The 14,545-nt window shown below is 65.0% G+C and carries 11 protein-coding genes; 7 read left to right on the plus strand and 4 right to left on the minus strand.

The genetic code is table 11. From position 1 onward, the window contains the following. Window positions 1–207: 207 nt before the first annotated feature. The gene (locus tag IVB42_RS04020) at window positions 208–3,645 is read right to left on the minus strand and encodes a tetratricopeptide repeat protein (RefSeq protein ID WP_247364182.1); all 3,438 of its coding nucleotides are present in this window, start codon (window positions 3,643–3,645) and stop codon (window positions 208–210) included. Window positions 3,646–4,005: 360 nt separating this feature from the next. Further along, complete coding sequence (locus IVB42_RS04025) at window positions 4,006–4,596, minus strand: PadR family transcriptional regulator (RefSeq protein ID WP_018460020.1); 591 nt, start codon at window positions 4,594–4,596, stop codon at window positions 4,006–4,008. A gap of 200 nt (window positions 4,597–4,796) precedes the next feature. Here IVB42_RS04025 and IVB42_RS04030 point away from each other — a divergent pair, with 200 nt between their 5' ends. Genes IVB42_RS04030 through IVB42_RS04045 form a run of 4 tightly spaced genes read left to right on the plus strand, consistent with a single transcriptional unit; the run spans window position 4,797 to window position 10,510 of the window. Next, window positions 4,797–5,183 (plus strand): nuclear transport factor 2 family protein, encoded by a 387-nt coding sequence (locus tag IVB42_RS04030; protein WP_018460019.1) that lies wholly within the window; start codon window positions 4,797–4,799, stop codon window positions 5,181–5,183. 38 nt (window positions 5,184–5,221) lie between these two features. Further along, complete coding sequence (locus tag IVB42_RS04035) at window positions 5,222–7,012, plus strand: acyl-CoA dehydrogenase C-terminal domain-containing protein (protein WP_247469766.1); 1,791 nt, start codon at window positions 5,222–5,224, stop codon at window positions 7,010–7,012. Between the two features lie 57 nt (window positions 7,013–7,069). After that, entirely contained in the window at window positions 7,070–8,278 is a 1,209-nt protein-coding gene (locus tag IVB42_RS04040; protein ID WP_247393472.1) for an acetyl-CoA C-acetyltransferase, read from the plus strand. A gap of 18 nt (window positions 8,279–8,296) precedes the next feature. After that, on the plus strand, window positions 8,297–10,510 hold the full coding sequence (locus IVB42_RS04045; RefSeq protein WP_085351979.1) for an FAD-dependent oxidoreductase: 2,214 nt from the start codon (window positions 8,297–8,299) through the stop codon (window positions 10,508–10,510). Window positions 10,511–10,581: 71 nt separating this feature from the next. Here the strand turns inward: IVB42_RS04045 and gstA are convergent, their stop codons facing one another. Then, a complete protein-coding gene (gene gstA / locus IVB42_RS04050) occupies window positions 10,582–11,196 on the minus strand; it encodes a glutathione transferase GstA (RefSeq protein ID WP_018460015.1) in 615 nt (204 codons plus the stop codon). 126 nt (window positions 11,197–11,322) lie between these two features. On the opposite strand from gstA, the gene IVB42_RS04055 reads away from it, so the two are divergent. From IVB42_RS04055 to IVB42_RS04065, 3 genes are all read left to right on the plus strand, one after another. Beyond that, complete coding sequence (locus IVB42_RS04055) at window positions 11,323–11,817, plus strand: MarR family winged helix-turn-helix transcriptional regulator (protein WP_007599417.1); 495 nt, start codon at window positions 11,323–11,325, stop codon at window positions 11,815–11,817. Window positions 11,818–11,916: 99 nt separating this feature from the next. Then, window positions 11,917–13,287, plus strand: a complete 1,371-nt coding sequence (locus IVB42_RS04060; protein ID WP_018460014.1) for a glutamate--cysteine ligase — start codon at window positions 11,917–11,919, stop codon at window positions 13,285–13,287. Window positions 13,288–13,398: 111 nt separating this feature from the next. Next, entirely contained in the window at window positions 13,399–13,971 is a 573-nt protein-coding gene (locus IVB42_RS04065; RefSeq protein WP_018460013.1) for a PAN domain-containing protein, read from the plus strand. Between the two features lie 6 nt (window positions 13,972–13,977). Here IVB42_RS04065 and IVB42_RS04070 read toward each other — a convergent pair whose 3' ends face one another. Next, on the minus strand, window positions 13,978–14,544 hold the full coding sequence (locus tag IVB42_RS04070) for a nucleotidyltransferase family protein (protein ID WP_018460012.1): 567 nt from the start codon (window positions 14,542–14,544) through the stop codon (window positions 13,978–13,980). Between the last annotated feature and the right edge of the window lies 1 nt (window position 14,545).

The raw sequence follows: 14,545 nt of genomic DNA on the forward strand, positions 1-14,545 counted from the left end.
AATTTCAGGCGTGGTGAATGGGCTAAGAGAGATCAGATCACGGCTCGCAGCGAACCGAGCATTCCGCCACCTTCTCCGCCGTCATGCCCCGGCTTGACCGGGGCATCCACTATGGCGCAGCTTCTCCGTATCCAACCGACGCCTCTGGAATACTGGGTCGCCCGGTCAAGCCGGGCGACGACAAGAGGAGAAAGCGTACTAAACCGATTAATGCACAGCCGAGGCCGCGCGCTTGGCGGCAACCGGCTTCGGCGCAGGCTTCGCGTTGGCCTGCGGGGCGCTGTCCCAGCCGCCGTTCGGGGCCGCAACATTGACGGCGTCGTCGGGCTGCGGTTCGGCGCTGAAGGTCTGGATCGCGAGCTTGGCGGCGGCGAGCGATTGCGGGTCGAGCCGCTTGGCGACGTCGTCGCGCTTGCCGGCCGCGTCCGCATCGCCCTGGGCGGCGGCGAGCGTGAACCATTTATAGGACTCGGCGAGGTTCTGCTCGACCCCGATGCCGCGGGCATAGAGGATGCCGAGGTTGAACTGGCTGTCGGCGACGCCGCGGTCGGCGGCCTTCCGGAACCACAGTGCCGCGCTCTTGTAATTGGCTCCGCGTCCGCCGCCATCGGCGTCGAGCACCGCGAGATTGTGCATCGCCTTGGCGTTGCCGCGCTCGGCCGCCTGCGTGTAGTAGCGGCGGGCGATGTCGGCGTCCTTCTTCACGCCAAGACCCTTTTCGTAGAGTGTCCCGAGGCGGAAGGTTGCGGGCACGACGCCGGCCTGCGCCGCACGGTCGTACCATTTGGCGGCTTCGTCGTAATTCGCGGCCACGCCCTTGCCCTCGGCAAAGCGCACGCCGATCTCGTAGGCCGCGGTCGCATCGCCCTTCATCGCGGCGGTGCGCAAGCCGGGGCCACCGATGCCGTCAGGCAGCTTTTCGGTCGGCGGCACCTGGATCATCGCGAGTTTCGCGCGGCTCGTGCCCGACAGCGCGCCGGTGACGTCGCTCGACGCCGCAGGCGGGGTTGGCGCCGCGGTTTGCGGGATTTCGACCGAAGCGGTGCCGCTCGGGCTCGTCACGGACCCCGGCGCGGCATTGTTCTGCGACTGCTTTCCGATCGGCGTCGGCGAGGTCATCGAGGGCGTGACCTGCTCTGGCGCGGCGGGCTTGTTCTCAATGGACGGCAGGGCTCGCGGCGCGGGCTCGCTCGACGTATTCTCCATCGCCTGCGGCGCTGGCGACGAGCTGCTGCCATCGAGCAGGTTCATCGCCATCTTGAAGGTGCCGAGCACGATCACGACCACGCTCGCGCCGACCAGCAGCGAGCGGATCTTCGAGGTGATGGTCGACCCGCCTTCCTGGCCCTTGTCCTTGGCGCGACCGGCAGACGCCTTGGCGGCCCGGCCGGTTTTCTCGGGTGGCTGCGCGGCGGCGGCTTGCGCTGCGCGGCGCGCGGCAGCGATGAAGCTCGACGACGACACCGGCTCCTTGGGCGCGGCCGGGATTTCGCTGATTGCGCTTTCGGACGCAGCGATGCGCTCGGACGGCGTGGCGATGCGTGCACCCGGCCTTGTGCCCGGCTCGAGCGGATGATCCGGCGGCAGTTCGGGCGCAAGCGCGGCGCGCGTGGGCGCGGTATGCGGCTCCAGGATTTCGCTGATCGCGCGTGGCGGAACCGGCGGTGCCATCGGCATCGGCGGCGGCGCCGCCGGCGCGGCGGCTTGGAATTCGCGCGGCGCGGCGGCGAAGGCGGCGTGCGCCGCCTGCGCGGCGGCTGGATTGGGCAGCTCGGGCTTCGGATCGTATTTCGGGTGCTGCTGTTGCTGCGGCCGCGGCTCGTGCGCCATCGGCGCGGGCGCCATGGGAGCGGCCATCGGCATCGGCATCGGCTGCGCCGCAGGGGCGGGCGGCGCGGTGCGCACATTGCGAAGATCGCCCTCGATCATCGAGAGACGATCGACGACGTGGCCAAGGGCGTTGTGGACGGCCTCCAGCGAATCCTGGGTGGTCCGGTTGGTCTCGGCCTGGCTGAAGCGGATGTCGGAGAGCTCGCGCTTGACGAGATCGACCATGCCGGAATCGGCGGGCGGCGCGGAGTTGCGGCTCTCGGCCAGCGCGGAATAGGTCGCCTGCTGCCGCTCCAGGTGGCGCAGGATGTCGTGCAGCCCGTCCTCGACGCGGCTGAAATTGCCGTTGCGCGGATCGGAGGCGGCCTCGAGCCGCTCCAGCAGATACGAGACCCGCTGTTCAAGATGAGCGAAGGTCGAAGCCGAGTCGTTGCCGACCTGCATGCGATCGAAACGGTCAGACAGGGCGCGGATCGCGCTTTCGAGCTGCTCGCTGCTCTCGGATGGTTGAGGGCGCTCGCGCGTTTCCAGAGCGGCGGTGAGCGCCGCGATGCGCTGTTCCAGCACCGCAAAACTGTCGCCTTGGCCGGACGCACGGGTGACCTGGTCGACCTTGGACGACAGCAGCTGCACGTCGTCCGAGAGCCGTGCCAGCGCTTCGTTGGAGGCAACGTTGGAGACGATGCCACGCAGCGCCGAGATCGCGCCTTCGAGCTGGCGGACCGTCGACGGATCGTCATTGGCGCGCAGGATCAGATCGAGCTTGGCGCCGAGATTGCGGATCGCCTCGTCATAGCCGGTGAGCTGCTCGGCCGGCGTCAGCGTGCGGAGCACCTGCTTGATCTCGGACAGCGCGTGCTCGATGCCGGACAGGACCTGACCGTCGGTGCCGTTGGAGCGGGTCTCGTCGATGCGCCGATGCAGCGAGCGGATCTCGTTCTCGATCGATTCGATCGCGCGGCGCGGCATCGCCTCGGTGATGGCGTTGCGGATCTCCGCAAGCTCGCTGCGGAACGTGTTGATCGCCTGCTCGGTATTGTCAGGGCGCTGCAGCGATTCGATCTGGCTCGTGATCTTGAGCAGATGGCGCTCAAGCGCAGAGAAATCCGGCCCCGGCTGGGGTGGCGGCGGAGCATAGGCAGGCGCGGGCGGCGCCATCGGGGGCGCGTAAGGAGCTGCCGCGGGCGCGATCGGCGGCGCGGCGCGCGGCGGCATCTGCCTGGGCGTAAAGCCGTCGAGCTCGCTCTGCCGTGCGGTGATCTCGGCCACCGCGACGTCGAACGAAGCGGGGCTCAGGGGCGGTGAGTTGCGATAGACCTGTGCTGCCGCGCGCTCGACCGCATCGGCCTGGCGCTGGCGCGTTTCAACGGGGGCCTGTCGTGGTGCCGGAGCCTGCTGCGGCTTTGAGATTTGCGACAGCCTTGCATCGAGCCGCGAGATCGCGTCGTTGAGCTGGCGCGCAACGCCCTGCTCGCGCGAAACGTCTTGTCGCGGAGTATCTTGTCGCGAAGAATCTTGCCGCGGCGCGGGCTTTGAAATCCGCTCGATCTGCTGGGTGATGGCGTCGAGCCGCTGGTGGATGTCGGCAACTTCGCGGCTTTCCTGGCTCGGTACTTGAGTCGGTACCTGGCTCGGGACGTTCTGGGCTTGCGGACGCTGGTCGTAAAGTCCGCGAAAGTTTGGCGGGGCGGTCTCGCCGAGCGTGGAGTTCAGCCAATCGTTGAGTGACATGCCGGCGCGACGCGCAGCAGCTTCGGCCCGCTCCCGGACGGATGGATCGATGCCGTCAACACTCCACGATACGCGCGAATTCATGACTCTGTCCGGTTCCGACTCCGGCGCCCCATCCGGCGCCTCCAGTCTTCCCTCGCGTGCCGGTTGCAAAGACAATCGGATTTGGCGCGGGTCGTCTGCCTCGAAAACCGACTTTTGTCTGTTACGGTAAATAACGGGTTAAGGAACCCGTTGACGGTGTCTTAAAGTTGGGCGGCGGGGTGCGACACCCACCGCTGTCATGCCCCGCGAAAGCGGGGCATCCAGTACCCGCAGCCTCTCGATTCCAGCCGCGCAGCCTCTGGAATACTGGATCGCCCGCCCCCGTGCGCAATTGCGCACAAGGCGGGCGATGACAGCGGAATAATACGCAACGGCACGTCATGGCGTCTGGCCAGCCCCTCAGCCCTTGCCCTCGCGCTTGCCATCCTCCAGCGGCACCACGGTGCCGCTTGCGCTCATCGCCGACAGGGCCTCGAGCGCCTCTTCGCAGAAATCGGCCACCATCTGCTCGTGCCGGGCGCCGAGCTGAAGCAGCAGCAGGTTACCGAGGTCGAGCACGCCGGACGCCGCCCCTTCCGGGAAGCGCTTCTTCAGGATGCGCTCGTAGTTCTCGTGGCGATCGCGGTGGTGCTCGAGCCGGGCCATCAGGTCGGTGCGCATGGGCTCGAGGCCGATGCTGTCGAGCGCATGCAACCGCACCAGGAGATCGTCCTTGATGGAAGGGGGCGTGCTTGGCCGCGCGGCCCAGTGCCGCAGCGCTGTTCGGCCCTCCGGAGTCAGCGTATAGATCAGTTTATTGGGTTTGCCGGTTTGCACGACCTCGCGGCCCTGGATGTAGCCGCGGTCGCGCAGCTTGGAGAGCTCGCGGTAGATCTGCTGGTGGTCGGCCTTCCAGAAGAAGCCGATCGAGGAATCGAATGTCTTGGCGAGCTCGTAGCCCGTCATCGGACGTTCCGTCAGGCAAGCGAGGATTGCGTCGCCCAAAGCCATGACCCGGTCCTCCTGTTGTCGATCTTAACCAATTGGCTTGACTTTATGCGCATCGGCGCATATGCGTCAATGTGCATATGAGGCGACCCGATAACGAGGGCAAAAACCGCCCCGAAAACCCCAATGGAGTCAACCTTCGCGCTACTGTGCATGGGGTTGTTTTCGCGTTTTTTGCCCGAGCCTTTTAGGGAGGCACCTGAATGACCGGCCTCGAGTCCTGGTACGGCTACATGAAGTCGCATGACCGGGCAGCGCTCTGGGACCTGCTCCATCCCGACGCCGTCTTCGAAAGCCCTGTCGTGCACGCGCCGCAGCGCGGCCGCGACATCACCTTCAAATATCTGGCCAGCGCTGAGAAGGTGCTTGGCGGTCCCGGCTTCAGCTATGTCGGTGAATGGAAGAGTGAGAGCGGCGCCGTGCTCGAATTCAAGACCATGATCGACGGCATCGAGATCAACGGCGTCGACATCATCAGCTTCGACGGCGAGGGGCGCATCACGCATTTCAAGGTGATGGTGCGGCCGCTGAAGGCGATCAACATGCTGCATCGCCTGATGGCGGAACAGCTTGCCGCCACTCAATCCTAAGCCAATACCGTCACTTCAAGGCCTGCCGGGAGACCACCATGCCGATCTACAAAGCCCCCGTCGAAGACGTGAACTTCCTGCTCAACGACGTCTTCCAGATCGACCGCTACGACAATCTGGCCGGCTTCTCCGACGCGTCGAGGGACGTGCGCGAAGCCATTCTCGGCGAAGCTGCCAAGCTCGCCGAAGAAGTGCTGCAGCCGCTCAATCGCGTGGGCGATCTCGAAGGCTGCAAGCGCGCCGATGACGGTAGCGTCACCACGCCGACGGGATTCAAGGAGGCGTTCAAGCAGGTCGCCGAGGGCGGCTGGCTCGGCCTGTCGGCACCAACCGAGTTCGGCGGCCAGGGTCTGCCGGTGACGTTGAGCCAGGCGGTCAACGAATTCCAGATCTCCGCCAACATGGCGTTCTCGATGTATGGCGGCCTCACCATGGGCGCGACCGCGGCGCTGATCGTCCACGGCACGCCGGAGCAGAAGCAGACCTACGTGCCGAAGATGGTGGCGGGCGAGTGGACCGGCACCATGAACCTGACCGAGCCGCATTGCGGCACCGATCTCGGCATGCTCCGCACCAAGGCGGTGCGGCAGGCCGACGGCAGCTTCAAGATCACGGGCACCAAGATCTTCATCTCGGCCGGCGAGCATGACCTCGCGCCCAACATCATCCACCTCGTGCTTGCCCGCATTGAGGGCGCGCCCGCCGGCATCAAGGGCGTGTCGCTGTTCGTGGTGCCGAAATTCCTGGTCAATGCCGATGGTTCGGTCGGCGCACGCAACGGCGTGGTCTGCGGCTCGATCGAGCACAAGATGGGCATTCACGGCAATTCCACCTGCGTGATGAACTACGACAACGCCACCGGCTGGCTGATCGGCGAAGAGAACAAGGGCATGCAGGGCATGTTCGTGATGATGAACGAGGCCCGCCTCGGCGTCGCCGTGCAGGGTCTCGCGCAGTCGGAAGTGGCCTATCAGAACGCGGTCGCCTATGCGCGGGATCGCATCCAGGGCCGTTCGCTCACCGGTGCCAAGGCGCCGGACAAGCCGGCCGATCCGATCATCGTCCATCCCGACGTGCGCCGCACGCTGCTGTCGATCCGCGCCTTCAACGAGGCCGCGCGCGCCTTCGTGATGTGGACCGCGCTGAAGAGCGACGTCGCCCATCGCTCCGAGGATCCCAAGGACCGCCAGGCCGCCGATGATCACATGGGCCTGATGACGCCGGTGCTGAAGGGCTTTCTCACCGATTACGGCTTCGCCAACGCGGTGCAGGCGCAGCAGATGTATGGCGGCCACGGCTATATCGCCGAGCAGGGCATGGAGCAGTTCGTGCGCGATGCCCGCATCGCCATGATCTACGAAGGCGCCAACGGCATCCAGGCGCTCGACCTCGTCGGCCGCAAGCTGCCGCGCGACGGCGGCCGCGCCATCATGGCGTTCTTCGGCGAGGTCATGGCCTTCGCCAAGGAGAACGGCGGCGACGAGGCGATGAAGCCCTACATCACTCCGCTCTCGGCCTCGCTCGGCCATCTCCAGCAGGCCACCACCTGGCTGATGCAGAACGCGATGGCCAAGCCCGACAATGCCGGTGCCGCCGCAACCGATTACCTCAATCTCTTCGGCTTCGTCGCGCTCGGCTATATGTGGGCGAAGATGGCGAAGGTGACGCAAGCCAAGATTGCCGAGAGCGGTGCGACGCCCTATCTCTCGACCAAGCTCGTCACCGGCCGTTTTTTCATGGAGCGGATGCTGCCGGAGACCGCCGCCAATCTCGCGCGCATCCAGGCCGGCTGCGCCACCATCATGGAACTGCCGGCGGAAGCGTTCTGAAGCCGCTTTCGCTGCGACCGGATCACGACCACAAGATCATCACATCAGGAGGGCGTCATGCCTGAGGCATTCATCTACGACCACGTCCGCACCCCGCGCGGCCGCGGCAAGGCGGACGGCGCGCTGCACGAAGTCACCGCGCTCGCGCTCGCGACCGTGCCGCTCAAGGCGCTGAAGGACCGCAACAACCTCCCCGAAGATTCCGTCGATGACGTCATTCTCGGCGTGGTCGATCCGGTCGGCGAAGCCGGCTCCGACATCGCGCGCTTTGCCGCGCTGAAGGCGGGCCTCGGCGAAGCGGTGCCGGGCGTCCAGATCAGCCGCTTCTGCGCCTCCGGCCTCGATGCCGTGAATTTTGCCGCAGCCCAGGTGATGAGCGGCCAGCACGAGCTCGTGATCGGCGGCGGCGCCGAATCGATGAGCCGCGTCGGCATCGGCGCTTCCGGCGGCGCCTGGCCGATGGACCCCTCGATGGCAGTGCCGGCCTATTTCATGCCGCAGGGTGTCTCGGCCGATCTGATCGCGACCAAATACGGCTTCTCGCGTGACGACGTCGACGCCTATGCGGTGCAGAGCCAGCAGCGTGCGGCGAAGTCCTGGGAAGAAGGCCGCTTTGACAAGTCGGTCGTCCCGGTGAAGGACATCAACGGCCTCACCATCCTCGCCAAGGACGAGCATATGCGTCCTTCGACGACGATGCAGTCGCTGGCGCAGCTGCAGCCGGCGTTCACGATGATGGCGCAGATGGGCGGCTTCGATGGCGTCGCGGTGCAGTCGCATCCGGAAATCGAACGCGTCAATTACGTGCACCACGCCGGCAATTCGTCGGGCATTGTCGATGGTGCCGGCGCCGTTTTGCTCGGCAGCAAGGAAGCCGGCGGCAAGTACGGACTGAAGCCGCGTGCAAGGATCCGCGCATTCGCCAATATCGGCTCGGAGCCCGCGATGATGCTGACCGGTCCGGTTGATGTCACCGAAAAGCTGTTCGCGCGCTCGGGCATGAAGAAGTCGGACATCGACCTGTTCGAGCTCAACGAGGCCTTCGCCTCGGTTGTGCTGCGCTACATCCAGGCCTTCGAAATCGACAACGCCAAGATCAACGTCAATGGCGGTGCGATCGCGCTCGGCCATCCGCTCGGCGCGACCGGTGCCATGATCCTCGGGACGGTGCTCGACGAGCTCGAGCGCACCAACAAGGCGACCGCACTGGTGACGCTGTGCATCGGCGGCGGCATGGGCACCGCGACCATCATCGAACGCGTCTAAGGGCAGGGAGCAACCAGCATGGCTTACAAGAACTTCAAGGTTGAGACCGATTCCGACGGCATCGCGCTCGTGACCTGGGACATCCCGGGCCGTTCGATGAACGTGCTCGACGAGACATCGACCAGCGAGCTCGACGCGATCGTCAAGGCGACCACGGCCGACGCCGTGGTGAAGGGGGTCGTCATCACCTCCGCCAAGGAGGCGTTCTGCGCGGGTGCCGATCTTTCCATGCTCGAGGGCATGAATCAGGCCTACGCAAAAGTGTTTGGGGAGCAGGGCGAGACGGCCGCGAACCAGATGCTGTTCGAGCAGAGCCGGCGCTTCTCGCAGGTGCTGCGCTCGATCGAAACCTCCGGCAAGCCGTGGGCGGCGGCGATCAACGGCCTCGCGCTCGGCGGCGGTTTCGAGATTACGCTGTGCTGCCACTATCGCGTGGCGGCGGAGAATCCCAAGACCCGCCTCGGTCTGCCCGAGGTCAAGGTCGGCCTGTTCCCGGGCGCCGGCGGCACGCAGCGCGTGCCGCGCCTGGTGCCGCCGCAGGACGCGATGACGATCCTGCTCAAGGGCGATCCGGTCACGATCGAGAAAGCCAAGGCGCTGAATCTGATCCACGCCATCGTTCCCGCCGCCGACCTCGTCAAGGCGGCAAAGGACTGGATCAAGGGCGGCGGCAAGGCTGTTGCGCCCTGGGACGAGAAGGGCTTCAAGCTGCCGGGCGGTCCGGTGTTCTCCAAGGCCGGCATGATGATGTTCCCGGCCGGCAACGCGATCTATCGCCGCGAGACCTACGACAATTATCCGGCCGCACGCGCGATCATGAGCTGCGTCTACGAGGGCCTGCAGCTGCCGATCGACGCCGCGCTCCGTGTCGAGTCGCGCTACTTCACCTCGGTGCTGCGCTCGAAGGAAGCGGCTGCGATGATCCGCAGCCTGTTCCTGTCGATGCAGGAGCTCAACAAGGGCGCGCGCCGTCCGAAGGATGTGCCGCCGACCAAGGTGAAGAAGATCGCCGTGATCGGCGCCGGCTTCATGGGCGCGAGCGTCGGCTATGTCTCAGCCCGTGCCGGTCTCGACGTCGTCCTGATCGATCGCGACCAGGAGAGCGCCGACAAGGGCAAGGCGCATGCGCAAAAGGTGATCGAGGAGCAGATCAAGAAGGGCCGCGCCAAGCCCGGCGACGCAGAAGCGCTGCTCGCGCGCATCACGGCGACCGCGGACTATTCCGCGCTCAAGGACGTCGATCTCGTCATCGAGGCCGTGTTCGAGGACCGCAAGGTCAAGGCTGATACCTTTGCCAAGGCGCAGGAGCACATGAAGCCGGACGTGATCTTCGCGTCCAACACCTCGACGCTTCCGATCACCTCGCTGGCGGAATCCTTCAAGGACCAAGGCAGGTTCGTCGGCATCCACTTCTTCTCGCCGGTCGAGAAGATGATGCTGGTCGAGATCATCCAGGGCAAGAACACCGGCGATCTCGCGATCGCGACCGCGCTCGACTACGTCCGGCAGATCGGCAAGACGCCGATCGTCGTCAACGACTCCAGAGGCTTCTTCGCCAATCGCTGCGTCGGCCGCTACGTCGCCGAGGGCAACGAGATGTTCCTCGAGGGCGTGCCGCCGGCGATGATCGAGAACTGCGCCAAGATGGCCGGCATGCCGGTCGGCCCGCTCTCGCTGTCGGACGAGGTCGCGCTCGACCTCGGGCTCAAGATCATGAAGGCGACGGAAGCCGATCTCGGCCCCAACGCCATCAATCCCGATCAGAAGAAGCTGATGGTGGAAATGGTCGAGAAGCAGGGCCGTCTGGGCCGCAAGAACAGCAAGGGCTTCTACGACTACCCCGAGAAGGGCAAGGGACAGAAGAGCCTGTGGCCCGGCTTGTCCGCGCTGCAGCCCAAGCAGCTCGACCCAGATACCCTCGACGTCGAGGAGTTGAAGCAGCGCTTCCTGGTAGTGCAGGCGGTGGAGGCCGCGCGCACCGTTGAGGACCACGTCATCACCGATCCGCGCGAAGCGGATGTCGGCTCGATCCTCGGCTTCGGCTTTGCGCCGTTCACCGGTGGCACGCTGTCCTACATCGACTTCATGGGTCCCAAGAAGTTCGTCGAACTCTGCCACAAGCTGGAGGCGAAATACGGATCGCGCTTCACCCCGCCGAAATTGCTCGAAGAGATGGCGGCGAAGGGCGAGACCTTCTACGGCCGCTTCGCGCCAAAGAAGGCGGCGGCGTGATTCTCTGAACCGTAGCCGGGATGAAAAATACGAAAGGCCGGATTCTCGATCCGGCCTTTCGCATGTGTGCCTCAGGCAGCCTGGATCAGCCCTTCCTTCTTCATCGCTTCCTGCACCTGCGGCCGCGCCGCGACGCGGGTCTTGTACGCGGCAAGGTTCGGCATCGCCGAGAGGTCGAACTTCATCCGGTCGCCCCAGGTCAGCATCGTGAAGAGATAACCGTCGGCCACCGTGAACTGCTTGCCCATGAGGTAGTCGCGGCCGGCGAGCTGGCTGTCGATGTATTTCAGCTTGCCCATGACGCGGTCCTTGAAGAAGGCCTTGGCCTCGTCGTTCAGCGTCGGCGCGAACATCGGGCCGAAGCTCTTGTGGACCTCCGAGGTGAGGAAGTTCAGCCATTCGAGCAGCTTGTAGCGCTCGGCGCTGCCGTGGGCCGGCGCCAGCGCCTTGGCTGAGGCCTGATCGGCGATCATCTGGACAATCACCGGGCCTTCGGTCACGATCTCTCCGCTATCGAGGCCCAGCGCAGGGACCTGGCCCTTGGGGTTCAGCTTCAGATAATCCTCACCGTTTTCGAGCTTCTTGGCCCGAATATCGACCTTGACCAGTTCATAGGGCAGGCCGGCTTCCAGGAGCGCGATATGGGGGGACAGCGAGCACGCACCGGGCGAATAGTACAATTTCATGGAATTTCCTCCTCTTGTTGCTTGGTTCAGGCGAAAGAACGACTACATGCATCTGCTTGAAATAGTCAAGATTGATGCAGGTGCATCGAATAGGGTAAGAGACGGGCGACGAGCTTGAGCGGGACCATGAAACGCAAACCATCGACCGAGGCGACTTCCGCCTGGATCCGCTTGATGCGGGTGCAGAGCCGTGTGCTCAATTGCGTCGAGCAGGACCTGAAGAAGGCCGGCTTCCCGCCGCTCGCATGGTATGACGCGCTGCTCGAACTGTCACGGGCGCCCTCGGGCGAGCTCCGGCCGGTCGAACTCGAACGGCAGATGCTGATCCCGCAATATTCGACATCGCGGCTGATCGACCGCCTGGTCGACGAAGGCCTCGCCTCGCGGCGTGAATGCAAGATCGACAAGCGCGGCCAGTTCGTGGAGATCACGGAAGCCGGCCGCGAATTGCAGAAGCGGATGTGGGGCGCCTATTCGGCCGCGATCGAGAAATATGTCGGTTCGAAGCTGTCCGATGCGGATGCCGTGAAGCTCAGCGGTCTGCTCGACCGTCTGGGCTGCTCGTGCGGCGAGATGAAACTGCCGCCTGCCCACGTCAACGAAACCACGCCGTTGCGATGATCGCGCGGCAAACCAGCTCGTCCGTGCAGCCGGTGGCTGCGCGGACCATCCCTGTCACCCACGCGCGTTCGATCGAAGCGCTTTTGATTAGAGTCTGATATGGCGCGAGACCAGATCGATATGACGCCGCTGCAATCGCGCGACGAACTCGTCGCGTGGTTCGAGGCTGGTTGCAAGGACCCGTCCGAATTCCGCATGGGCACCGAGCACGAGAAGACGCCGTTCACGCTCGAAGGCCACCGTCCGGTGCCCTACGAGGGCGCGCGCGGTATCGGCGCGCTGCTCGAAGGCATGAAACTCCTGCTCGGCTGGGAGCCGATCATGGAGAAGGGCAACATCATCGGCCTCTACGACGTCACTGGCGGCGGCGCGATCTCGCTCGAGCCTGGCGGGCAGTTCGAACTCTCGGGTGCCCCCGTCGAGAACGTGCACCAGACCCAGAGTGAGCTGATGGCGCATCTGGCGCAGGTGCGCGAGATCGCAACGCCGCTCGGCATCGGCTTCCTCGGCCTCGGCATGACGCCGTCCTGGTCGCGCGCCGACATCCCGGTGATGCCCAAGGGCCGCTACAAGATCATGACCAATTACATGCCGAAGGTCGGCCAGTACGGCCTCGACATGATGTACCGGACCTGCACGGTACAGACCAATCTCGACTTCTCCTCCGAAGCGGACATGGTCAAGAAGCTGCGTGTCTCGCTCGCGCTCCAGCCGGCCGCAACCGCCTTGTTCGCCAATTCGCCGTTTACCGAGGGCAAGCCAAACGGCTTTCTCTCCTTCCGGTCCGAGATCTGGCGCGACACCGACAACGCGCGCGCCGGCATGATGCCGTGGGCATTCGAGGACGGCATGGGCTTCGAGCGCTATGTCGACTACGCGCTCGACGTGCCCATGTATTTCGTCAAGCGCGACGAGGACTACATCGACGTCTCGGGCTCCTCGTTCCGCGCCTTCTTCGATGGCCGCAACAACAATTTGCCCGGGGAACGCCCGACGCTGTCGGACTGGGCCAACCATCTTTCGACGATTTTCCCGGAGGTGCGGCTCAAGCGCTATCTCGAGATGCGCGGCTCCGACGGTGGCCCGTGGGGCCGTCTGCCGGCGCTATCGGCGTTCTGGGCCGGGTTGCTCTACGACGATGTGTCGCTGGATGCCGCCTGGGACCTCGTGAAGCACTGGACCGCGCATGAGCGTCAGGCGCTGCGCGACGACGTGCCACGCTTCGGGTTCAAGTCGCGAATCAAGGACCGCTATCTGTTCGAGATCGCCAAGGAGTGCCTCGTTCTGGCGCATGCCGGCTTGCGCCGGCGCGGCCGGATCGACCAGCTTGGCCGCGACGAGACCAGGCATCTGGAGCCGCTCGATCGCATTATCGATTCCGGCCGCACGCCGGCTGAGGAGATGCTCGACAAGTTCAACGGTCCCTGGAACCGCTCGGTGGAACCGGCCTACGCGGAATACGCGTTCTAGACCCAAGGCAAAACGATCGGACTCGGGCCGTTCATCGCCCGTACAGGTTTGCGGCGATCAAATGGCCAGCTGAAAAACCCGAGCGTCGTCAATAACTCGAAAGCTGTTCCGATGGGGAAGGGCCGCCTGGCCGTCATGGCAAGCGTCCTGGCAGGCGTCGTAGCCTGCGCCGCGTTGCTTTCGCTCGTGTTTGCGAGCTGGCCTGCGCGCGCCCAGACGGCGTTCGACCGGCCAGGCGGAGATTATTTCAGCTCTCCGGTCACGTCGGGCGATCCCGAGGATTGCGCGCTGCTGTGCGAGCGCGACCGCCGTTGCCGCTCGTGGAGCTTCAACTATCCTGACATCGAAGGCGGCTCGGCGGTGTGCTGGCTGAAGAACACGGTGCCTGCGCGCGTGCCGGGAAGCTGCTGCATCTCCGGCGTGCGCGGCGCCGGTGTGATCGAGCCGCGTGTCGAAGGCGTGGAGACCTCCATCGACCGCCCCGGCGGCGATTTGCGCAATTTCGAGATGAAGGACGGCGAAGGCGAAGAAGCCTGCAAGGCCGTCTGCACCGCCGACAACAAATGCCGCGCCTTCACCTATGCCCGCCCGGGCTACACGGGACGCGAAGCGCGCTGTTTCCTGAAAAAGGAGATCAAGCCGCCGCGGCGGAAGGCGGGATTCACGTCGGGCGTGGTGAGATAGCTCGGATCATTCCGGCGCAATCACCGTAAGCTCGGGCCACAACGCCCTCCATCTCGCGGCCTTTACCGCGTAATTCGCTGCGGAGAAATTCGGGCTTGGATTGGGGCGTGCAATCAAGCCCGCCACGTCATCGAAGCCGTGCGGCGCATAAACGTGGAAACCGTCGTCCGAGCGCCGCACGCCCACTTGCGTGTTCTGTGTGAGGAAACGGTCGATACCGTCAGTCGAGCACGACAGCGGCGGATAGGGCAGGCCGTGCTTGGCCGGGTACCACAGATGCACGCGTGCCTGGTTGCGGGTCTCGATCTTGACGCCGAGATGATCGAGGCGCGCTTGCAGCTTGCGGATCACGACGTCCTCCGCGTCCCAGGAGGTGTCAGGGTCGAAGTAGAAGACGTCGTAATCGGCAATGCCGTAATCGATCGCACGGCCGGTGAGCACGTTCCAAACCGATTGCACGAGACATCCCGAGACCAGCCACGCATCGGGCAGCGCGAGCTGGTGGAGCTCATCGAGAATCGCGACGTTAATCGGGTTCTTTAGCGCCAGCGCGAGGAAGCGGGCCTCATCCATG

Source organism: Bradyrhizobium sp. 45, assembly GCF_023073155.1.
In the GTDB taxonomy this organism is placed as follows: domain Bacteria; phylum Pseudomonadota; class Alphaproteobacteria; order Rhizobiales; family Xanthobacteraceae; genus Bradyrhizobium; species Bradyrhizobium canariense_D.